The sequence below is a fragment of the Streptomyces sp. NBC_01460 genome (assembly GCF_036227405.1).
GTDB lineage: Bacteria > Actinomycetota > Actinomycetes > Streptomycetales > Streptomycetaceae > Streptomyces.
On the sequence record NZ_CP109473.1, the window covers coordinates 1,758,896 to 1,783,106 of the forward strand.

Here is a 24,211-nt window from a genome sequence, read left to right on the forward strand (position 1 = left end):
CGCGGAGGCTCCGGGGCCCGGCGCGGCTGGGCCCCGGAGCCGTCGGCTCACACCGACATCGGTTCCAGCTCGCGCTGGAACCTCTCCTCGGTCCTCGCTATCCGCGTCAGCGGGTGATCGTCACCGAGCTGCCGGGCCAGCTCGTCCCCCGTCTCCATCCGTAGCCTCAGCGCCTCGTCGCCGCGTCCCATCGCGTCGAGCGTGACCGCGATGTTCGAGGTCATGGCCAGGGTCTCCGGGTGGTGCGCCCCGAGGACCTCCCTGAGCTGCCCGGCCACCTTGCGCTCCGTCTCCAGCACGATGTCGAGCTCGCCCCGGTCGGCCGTCGCGTTGGCCAGGTTCATCACGCAGAGCAGGGTGTTCGGGTGCTCGCGCCCGAACACCTCACGCATCGAGGCGACCACCCGTGTCAGCAGCTTCTCCGCCTCCTGGGACGCGCCCGCCCCGGAGAGGTAGACGCCGAGGTTGTTCTGAGCGGCCAGGGTGTACGGGTGCTGTTCGCCCGGCACCTTCATGTACTGGTCGACGACCTCCTGCGCGGCGTCCCTGGCCGCGCCGTCCTCCCCCGCGGCGAACAGGTCGGCCGCCATGTTGAGGTCGCAGGCCAGCGACTCGGGGTTGGCCGAGGTGTACTTGGCCCGGTACCTGGCCCGGGTGGCCACCGTCAGCCTGCGCGCGTCCTCCAGCTGACCCGCCCTGCGCAGCGAGACCGCCAGGCTCTTGGCGGCGCTGAGCGTGGTGGGGTAGGTGCGGCCGAGGGTCGCCTTGAGGCTGTCGTAGGTGCGGCTGAGCAGCGCGACGGAGTCCTCGTACCGCCCGACCTCACGCAGGTCACGTGCCAGGTTCAGGGCGGAGGACAGACTGTGCGGGTGCTCCTGCCCCAGCACCTCGGACCGCAGGTCGTAGCAGTCCTGGTCGATCTCCCGGGCCTTGGCGTACTGCCCGATGCTGCGCAGGTTCAGCGCCAGGTTGTTGGCCGCCGCCAGCGTCCGGGCGTGCCGCTCGTGGAAGATCTGGTTGAAGCCGTCATGGGCCTGGGTCGCCAGCTCGATCGCCCGCCCGTACTCCCCGAGCAGCCCGAGGTCGATGGCCAGGCCGCTGGTGGTCATGTACGTGTGCGGGTGCTCCGGGCCCAGCACCTCCCGCTGCAGCCGCAGGGTGAACTCGTCGAGTTCCTTCGCCTCCACGTACCGCCCGCGGGTGCGCAGGATGTTGGACAGGTGGAAGCAGAGGTACAGGTACTGGATGTCGCGCTCGCCCAGCATCTCCAGCCAGGTCGCCCGGAGTTCCTCCCCGAGCGTGCCCGCGGTCCTCACGTCCCCGCGCTTCCAGAGGTAGCGCACCCGGTCGATCAGCAGCCTGCGGGTCTCGTGGTCCCGGCAGTTGCGCGCGTCGGAGGGGCCGAGGTGGGGCCAGATCGTGGCGAAGCGCGGCCAGTTCTCCGGATTGTCGATCGGCTCGGTGTCATCGGGCCGGGCACCCGCCAGGATGAGGTGGACGACGTGCCTGGCCTCCGCCTGCTCCTCCTCGCTGAGCTGCGCCCTGATCACCGCCTGCACGAGCCGGTGCACCTGGATGGAGTTCGACACCTGGTCGACCTTGGCGAGGGCGAAGCGGCCGATCTCCCTGATGACCCGGCCGAGCACCAGCTTCTCCTGGAGCGAGGAGTCGTAGGGCTTCAGCGCTTCGATCATCTCCTTGCTGTAGAGGAGATTCGCGGAGATGGGCTCGGGGGCGAAGAAGGCGCAGAGCTGAAGCAGCCGTACAGCCGCCGGTGAACGCTCCTTGAGCCGCTCGATGGAGATGTTCCAGGTCGCGGCCACGGGCTGCGGGTAGCCGGCGGGCTGGTTCAGCGCGAGGACCTGCGGCGCCTGCTGGGCGAGCTGTTCCAGATAGGCGTCGATGGGCGTCGCGGTCTCCGCGATCCAGGCCGCCGCCTGTTCGACGGCGAGCGGCAGGTCACCGACGGCCGTGGCCACCTGGGCGGCGTCCTCGACGCTGAGCCCCGGGGCGCGGCGCTGCAGGTGCTCGATCGACTCCTCCCGCAGGAAGACGTCGACCGGCAGTGCGTCGCCGTGCTGGGACCATGCCTGGTTCCGGGAGGTGACCAGGATGTGGCCGGAGCCGCCCTGCGGGAAATAGCGCCTGAGGCGTTCGGGGTCGTCGGCGTTGTCGAAGACGAGCAGCCACCGGTCCGACGGCACACCGCGCCTCAGCAGGTCGACCGCCTCCTGGGAGGCCGCCGCCATGTCGTCACCGCCCTGAGCGCCGAGCCGTACGGCCAGCTCGGCGAGCCCGGCGATCACGTCGTCCGTCTGTTCGGACGATATCCACCACACCAGGTCGTAGTCGGCCATGAAGCGGTGCACGTACTCCAGCGCCACCTGGGTCTTGCCGACGCCGCCGAGGCCGTACAGGGTCTGCGGCTGGGGCAGTACGACGGCCATGCCGCCACCGAGCTGGTCGCGCATCCGCTCCAGGACCAGGGACCGGCCGGTGAAGCCGGGGTTCCTCGGAGGCGCGTTCCAGATCCTGGGCACGGTGCCGGGGAAGCGGGGGCCGGGCGACGCGCCGTCGCCGAGCTGGACCGGCCGGTCCAGGGCACGCATGAGTGCCGTCGTCGCATGGACCTCGTCCAGCCGGAACAGGTCGACCGGGTTACGGTCGATATAGGGCGCCGAGAGGCGGACATCGCTGATCCGCAGAGGGAGCAGCTGACGCCGTCCGCCGCCCGGGTCCTCGGCGACCGCCCTCTCCCACAGGTCCACGGCCCGCTGCGACTTGAGGTAGGCGCTCGAGAGCAGCACGACGGTGCGGGCCGCGCTCTCGGCCGCTGTATGCGCGGGATCCGCCGGACCGGTGTCGGCGGAGACGTCCCGCGGGACCACCCTGAACCCGGCCCGGACCAGGACCGACTCGATCCAGTCGGCCCACATGCGGTTCTCCGCCACGTAGCTGAGGAAGAGATCGGCGGGCAGTGCGGGCCTGCGCCGGGTGAAGGCGTCACGGATGCGCAGCCGCACCTCCTCGCCCACCGGGGGCATCGAGGTGACCTCCTGTTGGGTGACGACCGCGGTGAGACGTTCGAAGGCGGACAGGAGCGAGTTGCTGAGCCCGGCCTCGTCCCCGAAGGTCGCGAGGGTCTCCTCGTAGGCGTAGTAGGGGCGGTAGGGGATCTCCACCGCGCCCCAGTAGGCGGTGAGTTCGTCACCGGAGAGGTCCCGGGGCAGCCGGTCGAACTTCAGCCGGGCCAGCGCCCGGCCTGCGTCGGCCTTCTCCTTCTCGCCCTCGTCGATCCGCATCGGGACGGGGAAGATGGAGATGGGCCGGCCGGTGTAGCGCTCGGCGATCTGCCGCGCGACGGAGGCCGCACCGTCGATGGACTGGTCGCTGAGGGTGAAGCAGTCGACGAGCACGTCCGGGAGGTGGACGGTGCAGATGTCGGCGATGTCGCTGAGGCCCGTACGGCTGTCGATGAGGATGTAGTCGTAGTTGGCCTTCATGTCGTCCCGCAGGGCGTCGAAGAAGTGGCCGCCGCCGAGCCGGTCGTAGAAGTTGTCCCAGTCGAAGGTGGAGACGGTCGCGGAGTACTCGCGGTTCTGCCGCCCGGCGGAGACGAAGTCGAGGGTGCCGCCCCTGGGGAACTCCCAGCCGAGGGCCTCGGGGTTGAGCGAGACCGCGTGGGGCTGGATACGGGCGTAGTCGCGGTGCCAGTCGTCGGCGCGCTGCGCGGGGTTGGTCGCGGCCCAGGCGAATTCGGTGATCAGGTCGATCACCCCGGTGGTGGCCCCGAGGGTCGACGGGTCGAGGAAGGGGTGGAAGAAGCGGTGGAGTCCCGGGGCCTCCAGGTCCCAGTCGACGGCCAGCACCCGCTTGCCGTTGGCGGCCAGGATCCAGGCGGTGTTGGCCAGGGCCATGGTGCGCCCCGTGCCGCCCTTGTACGAGTAGAAAGTGACGATGCGCCCGTCACGACCGGCTGTCATACGTCCTCCGCATCCGTCGCAGGGTCGTGCATGTCGGGTATGAACTGGGTGTTGCCCATGGGCCCCATCAGCCGCGTCCGTTCGCTGTGCCGTCCGCCGGCCGGTGGATAGACCGTGGCGTGCCTCAGATACTGCTGGGCGGCCACCTCGACCACTTGGGGAAGGATCTGGCCGAACGCCTCCATGCTGGGTACCCCCTTGGCCGCGACACGGCAGAAGGCCCGCCCCTGCCGCATCTTGACCGGCATCGTCTGTTCGAGTTTCTCGGTCAGTTCGGCTTCGGCCGCCCTGCTCTGGTGGTCGTCCCGGCACCAGGGAACGACCATGGTCACCCAGGGACGGTTCTCGGCGTCGAAGGCGGCGAGACGTCGTCTCAGGTCCTCGTCCTGCAGCGCCCAGCGGTCGACCAGCAGGATCTCCGGAGTGCTCGGCGACTGCTTGCCCTCACGTTGCCCGATGTCCTCGTCGAACGGGGTCACGACGGCCTGGTAGTTGAGGGAGCGCACCAGTTCTTCGGCCATGTAGGCCAGGGGTCTGGCGGCGGCCGGGTGGTAGGGGTTCCACTCCTGCGGATTGTCGCCGTAGTACTCCGGGTTGCGGCCTTCGGGCAGGTCGTGCCGGGTGGGCGCGGCGATAGTGATCCGCATGGGCCTCGGGGCGCCCGCTCCGCTGCCCGGTGCGCCGAAGGCACTCGGGACGAGGCGGAAGTCGAGCGGTCTGCCCGAGCCGATCTCCACGGTGTCGGCCACACTGACGATCCGCTTCGCCAGGTGGTAGACGGCCTGCTCGTAGTCCTGGGCGAACAGGGTGAGCTTGATGAGTCCGTAGAGCCCGTCGCTGACGTAGCGGTCCCCGAAGTCGCGGTGGTTGAACTGTAACCGCTCGGCCGGTCCCGGAAGTTGGTTCGCGGGCACCGGTACCCAGAGGGCGGGCACGATCGCCTCGGCCGGCTGGTTCGACCGGGCCCGGTGATGGATGGCGCGCTGTTCGAAGGCGTACCACTCCTTGCCGCACATCTCGCTGGCGAAATAGCGTGGTGAGAACAGCGGCACGAAGACCCGGCAGTTGGCCAGGACATTCCCCAGCCGCTCGGACCAGCCCTCGCCCGAACGTATCTCCCGGTCCATGAAACCCGCCGACGCCCCCGCCGGCAGGTTGGTCATGGCCATCACATGTCCGCAGAGATCTTGGAAAAGCCGTTCGACCCACATATCGGGGTCCGAACCACCGCCGTACCCCGGTGTGTGCGCGTAACTCAGAAAGAAGTACGGTCGATGGTCCGCCGCTCGCTGATGCGTCATGCGTGCACACGACCCCCGTCCTGTGTGAGCACCCGCATCCCAGGTCTGTGGTGCGAGGGTGCGAGCGAATTCATCATTCCGGAGCGGACCGTGCTCCACCCCCATGGCGTTCGGTCAATCAACGCCGCTTTCCAGTCATCCCTACCCAGGATTCATCGAACAGGTTCTTGATCCGCGGCATTCATGGGGATGTTCATCCCACTTGTCCCATGTACACCTCTCGCTTCCTCCCGGAGCGACTTCAGAAGCCGCATTCCTCCGACAGTGGGCTCGGCCGCCCCTTCCATCATGTCGAGTGCCTCGGGGACACCGTCCAGGAATCCGGGCGCGAGGAAGGAAAGTCCCACGCGTTCATATGTGTCGGCAAGTAGCCCGGAAAAGGGGACCTTGGTATTCCGCTCCCACGGAGGCCGGTACTCCCAGGCCCCGTCCAGTGCGTAGAGATCGGTGAGGTCCAGGAGGGCCCGCAGCCTGGTCCGTCGCAGACCGCGCAGCAGCGCGAGCGCGAGCGCTGCCGCGTCCTCCGTCATCGGGAGACCCACGGCGCCGTAGCCGTGGGGCCGTTCCGCGTTCCGTCCTGCGACGGTCGGGGTCAGTGTGGTGAGGCTCCTCGCGGCCTCCGCCGCCTGCTCGGGCGCGGCCTTCTCCAGCAGCCGCCACGCTCCGCCGACGGCTTCGGTCCAGGCCTTCGCCTCCGTCCCGCCGAGGCGGGGCGCCACCGGAGCCTCGAAGCAGTCCCGGTAAGGATCCAGATCGTCGAGGGTGAACCCGGGTACGCCCTCCACGACGACGTCCCGCACCGGGAGCCAGTCAGGACCGTCCGCCCCTCTCGGGACGGTCCGGCGGCCGCCCCCGCCCTCGCGTTCCACCGAGAAGCCGTCGCCGTCGGCCCGCACCCGGATCCGGCCTGTCTCGCCGGGACCCGCGATCCGCAGCTCGCCGAGCGTGGGGAGGAAGAGCCTGCCGTCCCGGTAGTCCACCGGCACCGGGAGGTCGAGACCGGACCGCACGACGGCAGCCGCCACGTACGAGGAGAGTCGCAGCGCCCGGCCGACCGCGCCGGGCCGTTCGGCGTGCAGCCCCTCCAGGGCGTCCAGCAGCCAGGTGCGTGTGTACGGGTGGGCGAGGACGTGCTCGAGTCCGTCGGCGCCGTCGCCGGAGGACTCCAGTACGCCCGCGAGCCCCCACGCCTCGTCCCACCGGTCGCCGCCGCGGCCGCCCAGGGCGTCGTGGAGGCCGGCGAGGAGCGTGCGGTTCAAGTCGTGCTGCTCGGCGCTCAGGTCACCCAGGCCGGTCAGAACCGGGGACACCGTGGCCGGACCGGTGCGCGCTTCGATCCCTCGCACCAGCGCCGCCAGGTCGTGGCAGTACACGGACGGGTTGTCGAAGCCGTTGGAGGAGCGGTAGCGGTGCGTGTAGAGACCGCCCCCGCACGAACGTACGACGGGGCATGAGCGGCAGGTCTCGCTGACGCCGGCCAGTCCGAGCTGCCGCGTCCTGACTCCTGGGTGAGCCGCCACCTCGTCGAACGCGTGCCGGAAGACGTCGAATCCGGTGGCCGCCGCGCCCTCGTAGGCGCTCTTGAGGGAGTCCACCTGCTCGATCTGACCGTCCGTCTCGATGACGACGAGGTCCGTGGGAGCGAGTCCGAGGGATTCGGTGAGGCTGGGGCCGCCGCTCAAGGTGGAACGGACCGACTCGAAGAGCCGCACCGGCATCGGCCGCCCGCGTTCCGTCCAGCGGTCGAAGACGGCCAGGAGCCAGTCGGCATAGGCGGTGGGCGAACCGTCGGGCCGGAGGGGAGGCTCGTCCCACGTGGCGTGCGGCAGGAGGAAGTCCACGCGCGGGGGTTCGAGCTCCGCGAGGGCGTCGAACACCGCGACCGGGTCGTTCCGGATGTCGATGGTGCACAGCAGCCCGAGATCCAGGTGCCGGTAGCGGTCCTGGCGCAGGAGCTCGACGGCTCGGAGGACCAGTGGATGGCTGCTGCGGCCGTTGGCGAAGACGCGGTGCCGGTCGTTCGCCGCGCGGTCACCGTCGAGGGAGATGCCGACCTTGACCCCGAACTCGTCGAAGAGGTCGAGATACCGGGGGCTGAGCTGGACACCGTTCGTGTGGATCCTGAGGTCCAGCTCAGCGATTCCGTCCAACGCCGCCGTGAGCTCCTCGCAGACTCGGCGCAGTCGCGCAGGGCCGGCCAGGAGCGGCTCGCCTCCATGCAGGATCACTGACATCGAATCGAGTGCATGCTCCGAGGCATGCTCGGCCAATCGTCGAGCTGTCCATGAAATCGCTTCGTCAGAGATGGACTTAGGACGGGTACGCCAGCTCTGATCTGCATGTTCATAGATGTAGCAATGGTCACACGCGAGATCGCACCTGCTGTGCACCTTGAGCACAATCTCGCGAAAGGGGACCAGGGGTCCTGTCATTCCCCCAGTCTAGCCACCTCGGTCTTCGACTCAGAGTGACGAGCTGAAGGTCGAAGTCCCCGCGGGCCGAACCGTGGAGGTACCGATTACCCGCCCGATCTTCCTGGACGCTTCGACGCCACGGGCGTCGATCTTGGCGAGTGGCACGCGACTCTTCTTCGCAATGGCGAAGGAGGGAGAGGTTTCGTAGGTCTTCACGGCCGTCCTTGATGATTGTTTCTGGACACTGGATCGCAGCCGGCTCCTGCTTATTCACAGTGTCCGGCGGCATGACTTTACTCTTCCGACAGGCCCCGGCAAGCGCCACCGCGGGACGACATCGCGCGTTTACGCCGAATTGCGCAGCCCGAAACCCTGGGCCGATTGGCCCACTCGGGTGAGAATCGGGGACAGGCCCTCCGGGCCGGCGGCCGGGAGCGTTCCCCGGAGCGGTCACCCCGCCTCATGACGTGCCTGATCGCCCCCGCACGCCCCCGGTCGCCGCACCACCTGAGCGACACCGCCCACGGCCCCCGGACAGGGCGCGTCGCCCGCTGCGGCCTCACGGCGTCCCGGTCCACGGACAGGTGACTTTCACTCATTCGGCGCTCATTTCGCGTCGGTCCGCACCGGAACGCTCCGCGGTGCGCGGTGACGGCGGTCGGCATCGTCAGTCGAGCGGGGCCCACGCGGCCACCTTCGCCCCTCTCAGGCAGTCACCGATGCGCTCGTGGGTGTCCCCCACGACATCGGTCACCCGCACCCGCACGTAGAGCGCGTCGACACGTTCGACGAACGCCGGCGAGAAGACACCCACCAGGACGGTCTCGTACGTCCCGGTGCCCACCAGGGGGAACCCCTGTCCGAACTCGACGAACTGGAAGTCCTCGGCGACCGCCATTCCCGCCCCGCCCAGTTCGGCCACCACCGCGGAGAGGTCGCCCCAGCGGGGCCGCGAGGGACTGCCGCAGCCCGCCAGGACCACCGCGTAGTCGCAGGACTCCACGGCCGCGATGTGCTGGCCGCCGTTGAGTATCCCCATCCTCCACGCCTCGGTGTTCCCCCTCAGCGGGCCCTTCACCCACGTTCCCCGCCACCCCAGGTACGGCCGCACCGTCCGGGCGTACTGGGCACGCGCCAGGACCCCTCCGGCCGCGACGGCCAGCAGGCTGCCGAGCACCTCCGTGTCGAGCAGCTGCAGGCGCCAGGGCCAGTCCCCCTGCGCCCCGGCCCCCAGGTTGGCGCGGACCGACTCCCAGATCAGGACGAGGACCAGCAGGAGAAGCAGCACCAGAGGAGCCGTGAACAGCAACGGGCTGCGCCTGACCCTGCGTTGGGCGTAGGACATCGGCACAGCACTCCCCGGACCTGCGTCGACCACGCGCGCTCCCCCTGACCGGAAGAGGGATGCGTCCCGCCAGGGACAGCAACTCCCCTCTACAGCAACGATGTTGCGCGATCCTTGCACAGGAGCACACATCGCACGAGGGCACCTTCCCGCCATGGGAGGCACCGGCCTCGGAGGCGCCATTGCCGTACAGGCAGGCGCGACCTACTCTCATGGCCCCGGCAGGCCTGCGCGCTCCTCCCGAGCCCCCGGGCAGCACCTCGCGGGTCGCGGTCGCCCACGGCAGGCCCGGACGTACTCCCTACCGGACACACCACAACCGCAGACGGGGGCGAACATGACGGCGATTCCAGGACCGCTGCAGAGCATGGTCTTCAGGAGTGCTGATCTGCCCGCACTCTTCCATCACACCGACGCCGTCGCCGTCGCCCGCCAGCGTGAGGCGGTCAACACCACCCGCGGCCAGCTCGTCCTGCTCGTCCTCGGAACGGTGCCCGCCGCACTCCCGTGGCAGGCAGAGATCGGCTCCGGTGTGCAACTGCTCGACGCGGCAGCGGTGTTGGCCTATCTCGGTGTCCTGATCACGACCTACCTGGCCTCCCGGCGCAAAGCAAAGTCGCATTGGCAACTCAACCGTTCCGCAGCCGAGTTCATCAAGTCGAACTGCTGGCGCTACGCGGTCCACGGCTCCCCGTTCGACTCGTCCGTCCAGCACCCCGAAGCGGTGTTCGCCAGCCGGCTGGAGGAAGGGCTCCAGGAGCTGCGGAAGGTGGGCTGGGACGACCCCAGGGAGGAGCTGGCCGATGCCGGGGGCGGTCTCATCACCCCGTCCATGCGGGAGTTACGGGACAAGGCGTTCACCGTGCGCAAGGAGACGTACGTCCGGGACAGACTGATCGAGCAGCGGCGCTGGTACCGGAGGCGCCGGCTGGTGTCACGGCGTGGTGCGCTCGTCTGGTCGAGCACCATCGCCGCGCTGACGCTCCCGGCGCTGGTCCTCGCCGTGCTGCAGACCTTCGGCGGTGCGGGGTCGTTCGCGCTGACGGGGACGTTCTCCGCCGCTGCCGCCGCCTGTCTCGCCTGGAACGAGATGCGCCGTCACCATCCCCTGGTGTCCGCGCACTCGCTGGTCGAGGACGACCTGGAGAACATGCAGGCCGCGATGGAGACCACCCTCACCGAGCGGCAGTGGTCGGCCGCCGTCTTCGAGACCGAGCGGATCGTCTCCCCCGAGCACACCGACTGGCTCGTCAGGCACCGGATGTGAGCGTGCGCGGAGTCAGCCGCGCTCCACTCCGTCGCGCCAGATGACGGTGACCGGCCGCCCGAGGCTGCGGGCGTACGTCACGATGTCGCCGGTGCCCCCGAGTCCGCGCGCGGGCAGGCCGTCCCAGACCGCGATCAGGCGGTCGCAGTGGTCGGCGATGTAGGCCCCCGCCGCGTAGTAGGCCTCGTCGGTGGAGTGCGGGAAGTCGAGCCGGATCTCTCGTGCGGCCTTGGCCTTGAGCGCCCGGTAGCGTGCGAGCTCCGTGTGGTCGGCGAACCCGGACTCGTAGTCCCCGCTGGGGATGACCACGGTCAGCTCGGCCCCGTGGGCCAGGGCGAGGTCGGCGAAGAGCTGGTCGGCCCCGACCGCCAGGCTGGAGAGCGCCTCCAGGGAGCCGTCGTGTCCGCGGAGTGCCGCTCGGAGGCCTTCCCGCACGTGCGCGTGGAGCTCCTGGGGGATGGAGCGGTGACCGGTCACACCGATGCGTTTCACGGACCTGGAACCCCCTGGTGTCTGCGGGGGCTCCGGAGGGCACGCCTCCGGGAGGACACGGCGTCCGCCCCCCGTGGTGCCGCTGCGACCGACCGTCCCGACATCCTCTCAAGGCGCCGGGCCGAAGGGGAGCCCCCGCCGTGGACCGACGGGGGCTCACAGGAGTGCGACGGTGGCCGTCCGGGTCAGAACACGCTGACGCCGTACGCGCTCAGCGCTTCGGTGACCGGCTGGAAGAACGTCGTCCCGCCCGAGGAGCAGTTGCCGCTGCCGCCCGAGGTGAGTCCGATCGCCCGGGTGCCCGAGTAGAGGGGGCCGCCGGAGTCGCCGGGTTCGGCGCACACGTTGGTGCGGATCATGCCGTAGACGATGTCCCCGCCGCCGTAGTTGACCGTGGCGTTGAGGCCGGTGACGGTGCCGCTGTGGATGCCGGTGGTGGAACCCCTGCGGGTGACGGCCAGGCCGACGGTGGCGTTGGCCGCGCTGGTGATGTCCTGGCTGCCGACGGTGCCGGACTTGGTGACCGAGGTGTTGGTGTACCGCACGATGCCGTAGTCGTTGGTCGGGAAGCTGGAGCCGGTCGTGGTGCCGAGGACGGTGGTGCGGGCGGAGTCGGACCACCAGGTCCCGGCGCCGTCGGTGCAGTGACCGGCGGTCAGGAAGTAGTAGGTGCTGCCGCTGCGGACGTTGAAGCCGAGGGAGCAGCGCCAGCTCGTCGCGTAGATGGCGTCACCCCCCGAGATCAGCTTGCTGAACTTTCCGGGGGTGCGTTCGATGCGCAGGGCGCCCGCGTTGGCTCCCGCGGACTCCTTGATCTCGTTGATCTCCGTCTGCGAGACGGTGCTGTCGACGGTGACGAGGAGCCGTCCGCTCGCCGGGTCGACGTTCCAGGCGGTGCCCGCGACGTCGGCGTCGAGCACGGCCTCTCCCGCCGCGCCGAGCTGCTGGGCGCTGAAGGTTGCGGACTGGTCGGCGTTGGCGGCGGGAACCGCGAGAGCGGCGACGGCGACGAGGCCCGCGGAGACCGCGGTGATCCGCCTGCGTCTGCCCGTGCTGCCGGTGCGGGGGGTGGTGCGCTTGATCCTCACTTTACGTTCCTCCCGAGGGGAATCGGGGGCCCGCCTGTGGGGTGGCCGGACCCGTGAGGCGCGGTCAAGGGGCGCTGCCGCGGTCCGGAAGATGTTCGAATTCCGGATGCGTCGTGCTCCTGACGAGCGCTGATCGGGAGTATTGAGGGCCGCGACGAGGCCGCGCAAGGAGGCGTTTTCGGCCGTTTCCGCGCAGGCCGGTACCGGCCCCGACAGCCCTGGGGCTGCTGGGGCCGGTGTGCTCGGCTCTCGTCTCCGGAGTGGGACGGGTCAGCCGTCGATACGGTTCCGCTCCCCCGCCGGCACGGCCACCGTGAGGGTGTTGCCGGGTGGCGGGAAGGGGCAGATGAAGTGGTCGGCGAAGGCGCACGGAGGGAGCAGGGTGCGGTTGAAGTCGACCCGCACCCGTCCCTCGTCGTCGGGTGCGGCGGGCCGCAGGAAGCGGAAGCGGTAGCTGCTGTTGCCGCTGGTGGTGTCGGCGAAGACGGCCCAGAGCGAACCGTCGGGCTCGACCGCCACCTGGAGCGTGTGCTCGGCACCGTCCACGGTGAAGGCGATCTCGCCCGCGAGCCCCAGCCCCCGCTCGCGCCCGTCGGCGTTCTCGACGCGGACGGTCCGGTCGGAGCCGTACGGACGGAAGGTGCCCTCCAGTGCCCATGCCGGGTCGTACGGGGTGGCGTCGATGGTCCGGAAGGAGTGCCGGGCCGGTGACTGCGGGTCGAAGTCCCGTACCGCCCAGAGGCCTTCGCGGCTCAGCACGACGAGCCGGCGCTCGCCCTGCACCACCCGGGAGGCGTCGATGGGGCCGCGGTCGGCGCCCAGGCGGATCTCTCCTGCGAGCGGCTTCCCGTCGACCGTGAGCCCGTCCTCGGGCGTGGCGGCGAGCACCACCTCGTCGCCCTCCTCGCGCCACAGCCCGGGTACGGCCGGAATTCGACCCTCCGGATGGTCGGCGAGCCAGTGCGTGCCGGTGAGGGAGAGCGGGCCGTGCGGAGCGGCCACGGCGACGATGCGCCCCTCGTGCCAGCGCTGCCAGGCGTGGAACTCCTCGCTGTCCTGCTGTGCGTCCGTGCTCATGCGGTCAACCTTTCCACACCGGCTCCGCCAGGCCGAGGTGCGACCTCAGTGTGGATCCGGTGTATTCGGAGCGGAAGGCTCCGCGTTCCTGGAGGAGCGGGACGACCCGGTCGACGAAGTCGTCGAGGCCTCCCGGAGTGAGATGCGGGACGAGGATGAAGCCGTCGGCCGCGTCGGTGGCGACGAACTTCTCCAGATCCGCGGCGACCGTCTCCGGGGAGCCGATGAAGGACTGCCGGGCCGTCGACTCGATGACGGTCCGGCGGATGGACAACCCCTTGGCCTCGGAGAGCGCCCGCCACTTCGCGGCCACGGCCAGGGGGTCCGCGACCCGCACCCTCCCCTGGACCAGATCCGATCCGAGGTCCGGGTCGATGTCGGGGAGGGGTCCGTCGGGATCGTACGAGGAGAGGTCGCGGCCCCAGACCTGTTCGAGGGCGAGGATCGCGTTCTGCGGGGAGACCTGGAGCCGGCGGATCTCCGCGGCGTTCTCCTGGGCCTCCGCGTCCGTGTCGCCGAGGACGACGGTGACCCCGGGCATGATCTTCAGGTCGTCCGGCTGCCTGCCGTACGCCGCGAGGCGCGCCTTCACGTCGGCGTAGAAGGCCCGGCCGGCCTCCAGGGTGCCGTGCCGGGTGAAGATGACGTCGGCGGTGGACGCCGCGAACTCCCGGCCCTCCCCGGAGTCCCCGGCCTGGATGACGACGGGGTGCCCCTGCGGCGAGCGGGGGACGGTGAACTCCCCGGAGATCTCGAAGTGCTGCCCGGTGTGCGTGAACGGGCGCGAGGTGCCGTCAGGGGTCCAGGAGTCCCACAACTCGCGTGCGGTGGCGACGAACTCGGCGGCCCGGGTGTAGGGGGTCCCCCCTGTTCGAGCGGAGCCGAGAACTTGGGGGAGGTCGGCCCGGTCGAGGTAGCCGCCGCGGCGGAAGTTCTCGCCGGTGAAGGCGTCCGACGAGGTCACCACGTTCCATGCGGCGCGGCCCGCGCTGAGGTGGTCGAGCGTGGCGAGCCGGCGGGCGAGTTCGTAGGGCTCGTTGAAGGTGGCGTTGACCGTGGCTGCCAGCCCGAGGCGTTCGGTGACGGCGGCCAGGGCGTTGAGGACGGTGAGGGACTCGGGGCGGCCCACCACGTCCAGGTCGTGGATCCGACCGTTGTGCTCGCGCAGCCGGAGCCCTTCCGCGAGGAAGAAGAAGTCGAACCGTCCGCGTTCGGCGGTCCTCGCGAGGTGCTCGAAGGAGCTGAAGTCGATCTGGCTCCGGGAGCGGGGATCGGTCCACACGGTGGTGCTGTTGACGCCCGGGAAGTGGGCGGCGAGATGCATCTGCTTCATGAGGTCCCCCCTGCTGTCCTCGCGGGCGCGTGACGGTTGGCCGGCCGGCTCAGGCCCAGGTGCTCGCGGAGGGTGCCGCCCGGGTAGAAGGTGCGGAAGAGGCTGCGGTGCTGGAGCAGGGCCACGGTGCCGTTGACGATCCGTTCGAGGTCGCGCTCCGGTGTGATGGGCGTGAGGTGGAAGCCGTCGACGGCTCCGCCCCGGTGCCATTGGGTGATGAGCTCGGCGAGGTCGACCGGGCCGCCGCGGAAGTAGGTTCCCCGCCCGGCGAGCTGCGGACCGCTCTCCAGCCCCGGTTCGGGCGTCGTCTCGGCGTCCCCCAGGTCGACGGTGAGGGCGACCAGGACCCGCAGGCTGTCGGGGTCCCGGCCGTGTGCGGCGGCACCGCGGCGCAGCTCGTCCGCGAGCGCGGCCGCCTGTTCGGGCGAGGTGGCCCGTACGAGGACGACGTCGGCGTGGCGTGCGGCGGCCTCCCTGGCCGGCCCGCTCGTACCGTCGATGACGGTGACGGGCCGGCCCTGCGGGGGCCGGGGCACGATGGCCGGGCCCCGGACGGAGAAGGTGCTGCCCTCGAAGTCGACGTAGTGGAGTTTGTCGCGGTCGACGAAGCGGCCGGTGGCGACGTCCCGGATCTCGGCGTCGTCCTCCCAGCTGTCCCACAGCCGTGCCCCCACGTCGGCCACCTCCCCCGCCTCCTGCCACAGGGCGGCGGGGGGTGCGGCGGCTCGGCGGCCGAACAGCCGGGCCTCGGCCTCGGTCGTCGACACGTCGGTCTGCCAGCCGGCCCTGCCCTTGCTGACCCAGTCGAGGGTGGCGACGGCGGACGAGACGTGGAAGGGCTCGGTGTGGGTGGTGGTGACGGTCGGCACGAGGCCGATCCGGGTCGTGGCCGGGGCGACGCGGGCCAGCACGGCGAGCGCGTCGGGGCCGGGGCGGGCGAAGGAGTCGTTCAGGGTGACGAAGTCGAGCGCGCCTCCCTCGGCGAGCCGGGCGAGCGCGACGTGGGAGGCGGCGTCGTAGCGCGGCGGGCCGCCGATCTCGGCGGCGAGGTGGAGTGGCCTGATGGCGGACATGCGGACCTCTCGGGGTCAGTTCTCGGTCTTGGGGAGGCCGGGCGGGTTGATCTCCGACTTCTCGACGGCCTCGTTGGACAGACCCCAGCGCTTCAGCACCTTGGCGTACGAACCGTCCTGGATGAGGTGGTCGATCGCGGCGCCGTACGCCTCGACCAGGCCGCTGTCCTTCTTCGTGGTGGCGGCGATCTTCCCCTGGAGGGAGTCGCCCGCGCCGGAGAGCGTGCCGACGACCTCGGACTGGCCGGCCGACGCGACGTGGTAGTTGGCCGAGGGGCTCGGGCCGAAGTAGGCGTCGATGCGGCCCGACTGGAGGGCGATGTAGTAGTCGGTGATGTTCTGGAAGTACTTGATGTCCACCGGCTTCCGGCCCGCCTTGACGTTCTCCTCGCTCCAGTCGACGAGGATCTTCTCCTGGTTGGTGCCGGAGGAGACGGCGATGGTCTTCCCCGCCACGTCGGCGGGGCCGTCGACCTTCCAGCCGGAGCCCTTCTTCGCCTCGAAGGCGATGTTGTCGAGGCGGTAGGTGGCGAAGTCGTACTTCTCCTTCCGCTCCTCGGTCACGGTGACGTTGGAGAGGACCGCGTCGAACTTGGAGCTGTCGAGACCGACGAAGAGGTTCTCCCAGGAGACCTGCTCGAACACCGGCTCCAGTCCGAGCGTGTCGGCGAGCAGCGTCGCCAGGTCGATGTCGGCGCCGATCCGGGTCTTGTCGTCGGTCGCGAAGAAGCCGAGCGGAGGCGAGCTGTCGGCGCTCCCGCCGATCCGCAGGGTGCCGCGCTCGCGGATGGCGGCCGGCACCTTGGCGGCGACGGCCTCCACTTCCTTCCCTCTGATCCGCTTCTGGTCGGGTCCGATGTTGATACCGGTGTCCTTCTGCCCCTTGGCGCTGATCACGTCCTCGGTGGCGTCGCTGGCGCCGCACGCGGTGAGCAGTCCGGCTGCGGTGAGTGTGGCGAGGGCGGCGGTGAGGGTGCGGCGGACGGACATGTGACTGCTCCTTGATTGCGGGGACATGGTTCAGAGGACCTTGGAGAGGAAGGCGCGGGTGCGCTCCTGGACGGGGCGGTCGAGTACGTCGGCGGGCGTGCCCTGCTCGACGATCCGCCCCTCGTCCATGAAGACGACGGTGTCGGCGACCTCGCGGGCGAAGCCGATCTCGTGCGTGACGACGATCATGGTGGTGCCCCCGTGGGCGAGGTCCTTGATGACGTCGAGGACCTCGCCGACGAGTTCGGGGTCGAGCGCGGAGGTGGGCTCGTCGAAGAGCAGCAGCCGCGGTTCCAGGGCGAGGGCGCGGGCGATCGCGACGCGCTGCTGCTGGCCGCCGGAGAGCTGCTTGGGGTAGGCGCCGGCCTTCTCGGCCAGTCCGACCCGCGCCAGGAGCTTCTCGGCCGCCGCGACGGCGTCCTTGCGTGGGCGGCCGAGCGCCGCGATCGGCGCCTCGATGACGTTCTCGAGAACGGTGAGGTGCGGGAAGAGGTTGAAGTTCTGGAAGACGAAACCGATCCGGGTGCGCTGGCGCAGGACCTCGCGCTCGCGCAGCTCGTACAGCTTGTTCCCGGACCTGCGGTAGCCGACGAGGGTGCCGTCGACGCTGATCCAGCCCCGGTCGACCTTCTCCAGGTGGTTGATGGTGCGCAGCAGGGTGGACTTCCCCGACCCCGAGGGGCCCAGGACCACGGTCACCTCGCCCGTACGGACGGACAGGTCGATGCCGCGGAGCACCTCGAGCGAACCGAAGCTCTTGTGGACGGACCGGATCTCGACCATCGGGTCGGATCCGGCGACTTCTTCCGTGGGTGCGCTCATCGCACGGCCCCCTTGGCGTAGTGACGTTCGACGTAGTACTGGAGGACGGAGAGCACGGTGGTGAGGAGGATGTACCAGGCCGTCGCGACCATGAGCAGGGGAACCACCCGGCCGTTGCGCCCGTAGACGACCTGGACCTGGTAGAAGAGTTCGCCGATCGCCATCACGGAGACGATCGAGGTGCCCTTGAAGAGGGAGACGATCTCGTTGGCGGCGTTCGGCAGGATGGAGCGCATCGCCTGCGGGAGCACGATGCGCCGCAGTTGCCGCAGACGGGGGATCCCGAGCGCGGCGGCGGCCTCCAGCTGGCCGCTGTCCACGGCCAGTACGCCGCCGCGGACGATCTCCGCCGCGTACGCCGCCTGGTGCAGGGCGAGCCCGAGGACGGCGGCGCTCATGGCGCCGACGAGGTTCATCGTGTCGAAGGAGAAGAACCCGGGCCCGAACGGGATCCCGAACGCGAGCTCCTTGTAGAGGTAGGCGAGGTTGAACCAGAACAGCAGCTGGACGATGAGCGGGATCGAGCGGAACGCCCAGACGTACGCGTACGAGACCCCCCTGAGGAAGGGGCTGTCGGAGAGCCGCATGAAGGCCAGGACGATGCCGAGCGCGAAGCCGATCACCGTGCCGTAGAAGGTCAGCTGGATGGTGACCCAGACGGCGTTCAGGATGGCCTCGGCGGTGATGAACCGGGCGAAGACGTCCCATTCCCAGCCGGGGTTGGTGACCAGCCCGTTCAGGAACTGGGCGAGCAGCACGGCCGTGGCGACGACCGCCACCCAGCGCCAGGGGTGACGCAGGGGGACGACTTTCAGGTCCGTGTGGTCGGGGACGGCCGCCCGTTCTCCTGGGTCCGTCCCGGCCTGTGGGTCGATGGGTGGATCGCTGGTCAGCGCCATGGTGTGGTTCCTTCTGCGACAGGATGAGGAAGAGGGGTGCCGGGCTCACGCGGTGAGGCGGTCCCGACAGGAGAGGTCGCGCAGGAACGCGAGGGCCGTGCGGGCGGTGGCGTCGTTCTGCCGGAAGGCCGGACCGCCGGTGCGCGGCCGGGTGAAGGCGCCGCTGGACCGGGCGGTGGTGTAGGGGCCGAGGGCGAAGCGGCGCGGGTGCGGGCTGCCGTCGAGCTCCAGGATCCTGCTGTCGGCCGGGTCGACGGAGAGCAGACCCGTGTCGGTGCCGGCCGCCCCGTCCTCGTACAGCGCGCTCAGCAGCGGGCTGCGGGTCCTGCGCAGGGAGGGGTCCGGCAGCCGGGCCTCGACCAGGGCGCGGGCCTCCGTGTACGCGCCGGGCACGGTGGCGCTGCGGGCGCGGAAGACCCCTTGGTCCTCGTCGGACTCGACGGTCATGCCCGCACCGAGGAAGCGGACGACTCCGGCCCGTGAGAGGGCGAGGAGCTGGCGCAGCCGGGGTCCGGGGGGTCCGGAGGCGAGGTAGTTGAAGAAGCCGTGCCACCGCGTCCCGATGTCGCCGATGTCGACCAGCTGGCCGTAGACGGAGAGCAGTCCGAGGAACACGGCGAGGTCGGGGCTGTGCGCGGGGTCGTGGCGCCGTTCGAGGTCGGCGGCGATGTAGGCGCGCAGCCCGTCCTGCAGTGAGCCGTAGGAGTCGTGGCGCACCCCGTCGAGCGGGTGGTCGAGGGCGTCGAGGTCGAGCCGGTCGGCCGGGTCGGGGACGGCCGACGCGACGAGGGCGGCGAGTTCGGGACTGCCGGGCCCGGCGACGGCGTACTTCTCCTCGAAGTCACCCAGGTCCACGGCGGTGCGCTCCGGGTGCGCGGTGAAGAGCCGGTGGTAGTGGGCGTGGCCCAGCTCCTTGGCGATCAGTGGCCACAGATCGCGCCGGTAGTCCACGGGGCCGGGCCCGCTCATGATCTCGGCCACCCGTCCGGCGCCGAAGTGGCGTGGCAGGGGCGGCCGTTCGCCCTGCCAGGAGTAGCCGAGCTTGGAGTGGTACGGGACGCCGCGCCGGGACCCGACGTACAGGACGGGCTCCTTGCCGGAGGGGATGTACTCCCCGTCCTCGTGCCGTCCGCCGCGCCCCTCGGTGAGCAGCACCATCAGGTCGATGAAGGCCAGGCCGAAGCCGCGTACGAGGACGGCCTCGCCCGCCGGCACGGCGGACAGGTCGGCGTCCGCGGTGAAGTCGGGCGGCAGGTGGACCAGTCCGTGACGTGCCGCGAAGGCTGCCAGCTCCCGCTGTTCCGCGTCCGGTTCGGCGTCGAGGTGCCCGACGGTGAGGACGACCAGGTCGGCGACGAGGGGCTCGGCGCGCCCCTCGATCCGGACGCGCTGCCGGCCGTCGCGGGGCCCCGAGACGCGCAGGGCGTGGCCGGTGTGTTCGTGGACGGTGGTGCCGGGCGGGAGCGCGGCGACGGCCTGCTCGTACACCCAGCGCAGATAGGCGCTCTGCAGCCTCCGGCTGGGGAAGCCCTGGCCGCCGAGACCGCTGATCTCCTCCAGGACCCCGGGGTCGGCGGAGATGACGGTCCGGCCGTCGCGGACGTCCGCGGCCCAGGTGTGCAGGGCGGGGCCGGGGCTCACCGGGCCGTCCAGCTCGACGGTGTCGTCGGTGAACATGGTGACGTCCTCGGCCATGGAGTTCATCCAGAGCAGCGGGGACTGGTCCTGCCGCCAGATCCGGCCGCCCCCGGGCGGGTACGGGTCGACGACGTGGATGTCCAGGGGCCGGTCGCCGTACAGCTCGGCGGCGTTGGCGGCGATGCGTTCGATGACGCCGGTGCCACGCGGGCCGCCGCCTATGACGACGAGCGTGGGGGTGTCGCTCACCGGGCACCCGCCGTGCCGCGTGCGTAGTGGCGTTCGACGTAGTACTGGCCGATGGACAGCAGCGAGGTGACCACGGCGTACCAGAGCGTGGCGACCAGCAGCAGCGGGATGACCTCGTAGGTGCGGTGGTAGACGAGCTGCACGGAGTACAGCAGGTCCTGGACGGCGATGATGCTGACGATCGAGGTGCCCTTCAACGTGCCGATCAGCATGTTCCCGGCGGGCGGCACGATGGAGCGCATGGCCTGCGGCAGCACGATCCGCCGCAGCCGGCGCCAGGGCCCGAGACCGAGCGACTGCGCCGCCTCCAGCTGCCCGCGCTCGACGGACAGGATGCCGCCGCGGACCACTTCGGCGGCGTACGCGGCCTCGTGGAGCGTGAGGCCGATGACGGCGACGGCGATCGGGCTGAGGAGGTTGACCGTGTTGACGCCGAGGATCTGCGGGTAGAGGGCGCCGATGTTGAACCAGAAGAGCAGCTGGACCAGGATCGGTGTGGACCTGAACAGCCAGATGTAGCCCCAGCTCACCGCCTGGAGGACGGGGTTGCCGGAGAGCCTGAACACGGCGAGCAGGGTGCCGAGGGCGAAGCCGAGCACCATGACGAGGCCGGTGAGCCACAGGGTGAGGCCGAGGCCGCGCAGTACGGATTCGGTCGTGAGGTACCGGCCCACGACGTCCCACTGGAAGGCGTCGTTGCGGACGACGGAGACCAGGACTCCCGCGAGGAGGAGCAGGACGGCAACGGCCGCCGCCCACTGGCCGGTTCGGCGTACCGGGACGATGCGCGGGGCTTCGTCCCCGACGGGTCCGTCCGGCTGGGCCGCGGGTGACGGGGCATGGATTTCTGTCTGCGCGGACATGCGAAGGCTCCGTGGATGCAGAGATCGAACACGGGGCGTGCCTTCAGCGCGAAACACAACGTGGACCGGGCCCCTCAGCGCCGGTCCGCCTCTGAGAAAAGCGCCACACCGTGCCGTTGTCAAGCTTGTCCACAGTGTGAGCCGTACGTCTCAGTTCAGTTGACGCGCCACCGGAAGCCTGTTCCACTGTGGCCATGTATTCGCAGCAGTGGCTGGTCACCCGCTCCCACATCGACTTCGGTCGCGTGTGGTCCTCTTCCTGTTGAGCTGACCCCCTGCGTCTCCGGTTCTCCCGCTCGCGCCCTTGCCGGCGCTCGAGCGGACGCCCCTGCGTTCCTTCGTGTACACGACGTGGCTCGGCCCTCCCCTCGTACAGCTGATCTCCCGCCCCGACGCTCCGTGCTGCCCTGGCACCCGAGCGGGGTCGACGAATCCGGAGAAACTCCGTCATGCCTCGAACCAGGCAGACCGCTGCCTTCGCACTGATCACCGTGGCAGCCCTCACGCTCAGCGCCTGCGGGTCGGGCGACCCCGCCACCGCACCGGCCGGCAAGGGATCCCCGGCCAAGGGGAAGATCCCGAAGACCGACGTGGTCTCGTCGGTACGGAAGAACGAGGAGGCGGCCGCGCTGCTGCCCGAGAAGGTGCGTGCCGCGGGCACCCTTTCCCTCGCGACCAGCACGGGTTCCCCTCCCGGCGCCTTCTACCTGGAGGACGGAAAGACGCTCGCCGGGGCGGACATCGACTTCGCGGACGCGGCGGCCAAGGCGCTCGGGCTGAAGCCGAAGCGGGAGGTCGCGGCGTTCGAGGCGATCCTGCCGGCTCTCGGCAGCGGCAAGTACGACCTGGGCACGGGCAACTTCGGGGTGACGGACGAGCGCAGGAAGACGATCGACTTCGTCACCTACATCAACGACGGGCAGGGCTTCGCCGTCCGTGACGACAGCGACCTGAAGGAGGTCACCGACCTCACGCAGCTCTGCGGCCTGACCGTCGGCACCGGCGCGGGCACCACCTTCGAGGCGACCCTGGAGGAGAACAAGCACCTGTGCGGCGACGCGGGCAGGAAGCCGTACGAGGTCAAGACGTACGCCGATCCGTCCGCGGTCTGGATCTCGCTCCAGCAGGGCCGCAGCGATGTCGTGATGAACACGATCAACGGACTGCGCTACGGCGTGACCCAGCTGGACGGGCTGCGCTTCCTCAACGAGTTCAAGCGGCTCGACGTCGGCTTCGCCTTCAAGAAGGGCACCCCGCTCGCACCGGCCTTCCAGGCAGCGGTCAACGGCCTCAAGGAGGACGGGACCTACGACCGCATCCTGAAGAAGTGGGGAACCACGGGTTCGGCCATCAAGACCTCGCAGATCTCGCCGCCCGAGCTCAGGTGAGTCCGCCGGGTGCGACTGACTGACGTCCTGTCAGCAGTCGCACCCGCAGTCACAGCCCTCGCAGCAGCTGCAGCAGTTGCCGCAGGCGTCACATCCCTCGCAGCAGTCCCCGCAGTCGCACTTGTGGCAGAGCCCTTCGCGCTCCTGGCCGCTCCAGGGGTCGTGGAAGCTGCTGGCACAGCACATCTGGCACGTGCAGGCGAGCCCGGCCCACACGAGGCAGCCGGCCAGGAGACCGCGCCGGTTACGGGGCGGTTCGGGCGGGAGCGGCGGGCCGGAGGGGCCGCCGGGTGTCGGCGCGTACGGGTTTCCGGGCGCCGGGCCGAAGGATCCCGACGGCTGCCCGCCCGGCTGGTGCGCGCAGGAGGCGGGCCCGAAGGCCCGGTCCACGGAGCGCCGCAGCTCGTGCACCAGGAGTACGTGCGCCAGCGTGCCGTCGGTGAACTCCGCGTCCCGCATCGCCAGGCGCACGCCGTGCAGCGCGTCGTCACACAGGCGGCGGGCCTCGGCGAGCGGCGTGCCGGTCGCGGTGAGCGGGTTCCAGGCACCTGACGCGGCGTCTGCTTCCTGGTCCTCCACGGCGTCCAGCAGATGGGCGAGCCGCCCGAAGAGCCTCCCCGCCTCGGCCAGCGGCTCGGCGTTCCGCGGTCTGCCCGCGAGGACGGCGGTGTGCGCGAAGGCCGCGGCGGTCGCCGTCTCGGTCGGCTCGGTGACCGTCAGCAGCGGGGTCCCCGGACCGGCGAGGGACTCGATGCCGGTCTGCCGGTCGACGGCGTCGACCAGGACCGCGGTGTCGAAGCCGAGCTCCGCCCCGGTGCGCGCTCCGGCCCTGTCCCAGCCGGCGGCGACCCGGCGTGCGGCGGCGGCCACCGGCCGCCGCTTCAACAGACCGTCGCGGTCCGCCACATGGTCGCGCACCTTCGCGGACGCCAGCACGAGCGAGACCGCGGCGGCGAGCCTGGCCCCCTCACCGCGGGCGACCGGCGCCGTACGCATCGAGCGCAGCGGGCAGGGGCCCGCGGTGCGCCGCTGTCCGGCCGAGCGCTCGGACTGAGCCTCCGTCAGAACCGAGACGACCAGGCCGTCGTAGTTCGTCACGACCCGGGCGAACTGCCCGTGGTCCGCGCGAAGAGCGAGGCAGAGCCCGCAGAGATGGGCCATCCACTCCGCCTTGAGCCCTTCGGACAGCCGATGGGTACAGGGCCTCACGATTCCGAACACGACGATCCCCCGGGAGTCGTTCACCTGACGAGCCGCGCCCGTGCGTCTGCGCGGCGTGCATCCTATCGAGGGATCCGTTCACCCGTACGCCCCCCAGGTCACCCATACGGACGGGAGGGTCATATTTTCGTTCCGCAAGCCCCCTGATGCGGTAGGTACCCTGACGAATCGCCACATGTTCTGCACCAGTAGCGTCACGAATCGCCTGCGCGGCGACTATCCCCTTGGCGCTGTATCCGCATCATGGACGACCATAGGGATAGGAAAGAGATGCGGAACACCAACGAACCGCGGTGAGAGGAGGCGTCCATGGGATCGGTGCGCAAGGCAAGTGCCTGGCTGGGCCTCGTGGAGGACAACGACGAGCGGTACTACGACGACGAGTACTCCGAGGATGCTGAGACCGGCACGCATCAGCCATGGGTGACCGACCCGCGGGTCCAGGTCGCGTCCGAGAAGGCCGAGGACAAGGGCCGCCGGATCGCCACGGTCACCCCGGACAGCTTCCGGGACGCACGCGGCATCGGGGAGCTCTTCCGGGAGGGCGTGCCGGTGATCGTCAACCTCACCGCCATGGACCCCACCGACGCCAAGCGCGTCGTGGACTTCGCCGCCGGACTGACCTTCGGGCTGCGGGGCTCCATCGAGCGCGTGGCCACCAGAGTGTTCCTGCTGACCCCCGCCCACACCCAGGTGGTGAACGGCGAAGCCGCCGGCCGGCCGGCCGACGGCTTCTTCAACCAGAGCTGAGCGGGGCGCTCGCCGGGA

At 70.4% G+C, this 24,211-nt stretch carries 18 protein-coding genes; 3 read left to right on the top strand and 15 right to left on the bottom strand.

Annotation, left to right across the window (positions count from 1 at the left end):
* Positions 1-47: 47 nt before the first annotated feature.
* The 4 genes from fxsT to OG488_RS07840 all read right to left on the bottom strand — a co-directional run bounded on the left by fxsT (position 48) and on the right by OG488_RS07840 (position 9,043).
* Complete coding sequence (gene fxsT, locus OG488_RS07825; RefSeq protein ID WP_329227180.1) at positions 48-3,983, bottom strand: FxSxx-COOH system tetratricopeptide repeat protein; 3,936 nt, start codon at positions 3,981-3,983, stop codon at positions 48-50.
* Positions 3,980-5,284 carry an FxsC protein gene (fsxC, locus tag OG488_RS07830; RefSeq protein ID WP_329227182.1) on the bottom strand — a complete coding sequence of 435 codons (1,305 nt, stop codon included), beginning with the start codon at positions 5,282-5,284 and terminating at the stop codon, positions 3,980-3,982. The genes fxsT and fsxC overlap by 4 nt, the downstream gene beginning before the upstream one ends.
* A gap of 152 nt (positions 5,285-5,436) precedes the next feature.
* Positions 5,437-7,716: a radical SAM/SPASM protein FxsBH, inactivated beta-hydroxylase extension form gene (gene fxsBH, locus OG488_RS07835; RefSeq protein ID WP_329227184.1), complete on the bottom strand. Its 2,280-nt coding sequence runs from the start codon at positions 7,714-7,716 to the stop codon at positions 5,437-5,439.
* Positions 7,717-8,365: 649 nt separating this feature from the next.
* Entirely contained in the window at positions 8,366-9,043 is a 678-nt protein-coding gene (locus OG488_RS07840; protein WP_329227186.1) for a hypothetical protein, read from the bottom strand.
* A 337-nt stretch (positions 9,044-9,380) separates the two neighbouring features.
* Between OG488_RS07840 and OG488_RS07845 the strand changes: the two genes are divergently transcribed.
* A complete protein-coding gene (locus OG488_RS07845) occupies positions 9,381-10,310 on the top strand; it encodes a DUF4231 domain-containing protein (RefSeq protein ID WP_329227188.1) in 930 nt (309 codons plus the stop codon).
* 12 nt (positions 10,311-10,322) lie between these two features.
* Here OG488_RS07845 and OG488_RS07850 read toward each other — a convergent pair whose 3' ends face one another.
* From OG488_RS07850 to OG488_RS07895, 10 genes are all read right to left on the bottom strand, one after another.
* The gene (locus tag OG488_RS07850; RefSeq protein WP_329227191.1) at positions 10,323-10,802 is read right to left on the bottom strand and encodes a hypothetical protein; all 480 of its coding nucleotides are present in this window, start codon (positions 10,800-10,802) and stop codon (positions 10,323-10,325) included.
* Between the two features lie 185 nt (positions 10,803-10,987).
* A complete protein-coding gene (locus OG488_RS07855; RefSeq protein ID WP_329227193.1) occupies positions 10,988-11,890 on the bottom strand; it encodes a S1 family peptidase in 903 nt (300 codons plus the stop codon).
* Positions 11,891-12,160: 270 nt separating this feature from the next.
* Complete coding sequence (locus OG488_RS07860; protein WP_329227195.1) at positions 12,161-12,967, bottom strand: DUF1684 domain-containing protein; 807 nt, start codon at positions 12,965-12,967, stop codon at positions 12,161-12,163.
* Positions 12,968-12,971: 4 nt separating this feature from the next.
* Positions 12,972-14,291, bottom strand: coding sequence for an NtaA/DmoA family FMN-dependent monooxygenase (locus OG488_RS07865; protein WP_329238494.1), 1,320 nt, complete (start codon positions 14,289-14,291; stop codon positions 12,972-12,974).
* A 5-nt stretch (positions 14,292-14,296) separates the two neighbouring features.
* Entirely contained in the window at positions 14,297-15,373 is a 1,077-nt protein-coding gene (locus OG488_RS07870; protein WP_329227197.1) for an LLM class flavin-dependent oxidoreductase, read from the bottom strand.
* Between the two features lie 15 nt (positions 15,374-15,388).
* Positions 15,389-16,363, bottom strand: a complete 975-nt coding sequence (locus OG488_RS07875; protein WP_329227199.1) for an ABC transporter substrate-binding protein — start codon at positions 16,361-16,363, stop codon at positions 15,389-15,391.
* Between the two features lie 30 nt (positions 16,364-16,393).
* Positions 16,394-17,146, bottom strand: coding sequence for an amino acid ABC transporter ATP-binding protein (locus OG488_RS07880; RefSeq protein WP_329238496.1), 753 nt, complete (start codon positions 17,144-17,146; stop codon positions 16,394-16,396).
* Positions 17,147-17,181: 35 nt separating this feature from the next.
* Positions 17,182-18,084, bottom strand: a complete 903-nt coding sequence (locus OG488_RS07885) for an amino acid ABC transporter permease (protein WP_329227201.1) — start codon at positions 18,082-18,084, stop codon at positions 17,182-17,184.
* 45 nt (positions 18,085-18,129) lie between these two features.
* Positions 18,130-19,971 (bottom strand): FAD/NAD(P)-binding protein, encoded by a 1,842-nt coding sequence (locus tag OG488_RS07890; protein WP_329227203.1) that lies wholly within the window; start codon positions 19,969-19,971, stop codon positions 18,130-18,132.
* Positions 19,968-20,834, bottom strand: coding sequence for an amino acid ABC transporter permease (locus tag OG488_RS07895; RefSeq protein WP_329227205.1), 867 nt, complete (start codon positions 20,832-20,834; stop codon positions 19,968-19,970). Before OG488_RS07895 ends, OG488_RS07890 begins: the two co-directional genes overlap by 4 nt.
* A gap of 449 nt (positions 20,835-21,283) precedes the next feature.
* Here OG488_RS07895 and OG488_RS07900 point away from each other — a divergent pair, with 449 nt between their 5' ends.
* Entirely contained in the window at positions 21,284-22,222 is a 939-nt protein-coding gene (locus OG488_RS07900) for an ABC transporter substrate-binding protein (protein ID WP_329227207.1), read from the top strand.
* 30 nt (positions 22,223-22,252) lie between these two features.
* On the opposite strand, the gene OG488_RS07905 is transcribed toward OG488_RS07900, so the two are convergent.
* Positions 22,253-23,443 carry a DUF5685 family protein gene (locus tag OG488_RS07905; protein ID WP_329238499.1) on the bottom strand — a complete coding sequence of 397 codons (1,191 nt, stop codon included), beginning with the start codon at positions 23,441-23,443 and terminating at the stop codon, positions 22,253-22,255.
* A gap of 309 nt (positions 23,444-23,752) precedes the next feature.
* Here OG488_RS07905 and OG488_RS07910 point away from each other — a divergent pair, with 309 nt between their 5' ends.
* Positions 23,753-24,193, top strand: coding sequence for a cell division protein SepF (locus OG488_RS07910; RefSeq protein WP_329227209.1), 441 nt, complete (start codon positions 23,753-23,755; stop codon positions 24,191-24,193).
* The last annotated feature ends 18 nt before the right edge of the window (positions 24,194-24,211 follow it).

Excerpts from the sequence above, each read along its gene's own strand:
- OG488_RS07895 (WP_329227205.1), bottom strand. The coding sequence starts at position 20,834 with ATGTCCGCGCAGACAGAAATCCATGCCCCGTCACCCGCGGCCCAGCCG.
- OG488_RS07875 (WP_329227199.1), bottom strand. The coding sequence starts at position 16,363 with ATGTCCGTCCGCCGCACCCTCACCGCCGCCCTCGCCACACTCACCGCA.
- OG488_RS07910 (WP_329227209.1), top strand. The coding sequence starts at position 23,753 with ATGGGATCGGTGCGCAAGGCAAGTGCCTGGCTGGGCCTCGTGGAGGAC.
- OG488_RS07870 (WP_329227197.1), bottom strand. The coding sequence starts at position 15,373 with ATGTCCGCCATCAGGCCACTCCACCTCGCCGCCGAGATCGGCGGCCCG.
- fsxC (WP_329227182.1), bottom strand. The coding sequence starts at position 5,284 with ATGACGCATCAGCGAGCGGCGGACCATCGACCGTACTTCTTTCTGAGT.
- OG488_RS07845 (WP_329227188.1), top strand. The coding sequence starts at position 9,381 with ATGACGGCGATTCCAGGACCGCTGCAGAGCATGGTCTTCAGGAGTGCT.
- OG488_RS07860 (WP_329227195.1), bottom strand. The coding sequence starts at position 12,967 with ATGAGCACGGACGCACAGCAGGACAGCGAGGAGTTCCACGCCTGGCAG.
- OG488_RS07880 (WP_329238496.1), bottom strand. The coding sequence starts at position 17,146 with ATGGTCGAGATCCGGTCCGTCCACAAGAGCTTCGGTTCGCTCGAGGTG.
- OG488_RS07840 (WP_329227186.1), bottom strand. The coding sequence starts at position 9,043 with ATGTCCTACGCCCAACGCAGGGTCAGGCGCAGCCCGTTGCTGTTCACG.
- fxsBH (WP_329227184.1), bottom strand. The coding sequence starts at position 7,716 with ATGACAGGACCCCTGGTCCCCTTTCGCGAGATTGTGCTCAAGGTGCAC.
- OG488_RS07885 (WP_329227201.1), bottom strand. The coding sequence starts at position 18,084 with ATGGCGCTGACCAGCGATCCACCCATCGACCCACAGGCCGGGACGGAC.
- OG488_RS07865 (WP_329238494.1), bottom strand. The coding sequence starts at position 14,291 with ATGCATCTCGCCGCCCACTTCCCGGGCGTCAACAGCACCACCGTGTGG.
- OG488_RS07900 (WP_329227207.1), top strand. The coding sequence starts at position 21,284 with ATGCCTCGAACCAGGCAGACCGCTGCCTTCGCACTGATCACCGTGGCA.
- fxsT (WP_329227180.1), bottom strand. The coding sequence starts at position 3,983 with ATGACAGCCGGTCGTGACGGGCGCATCGTCACTTTCTACTCGTACAAG.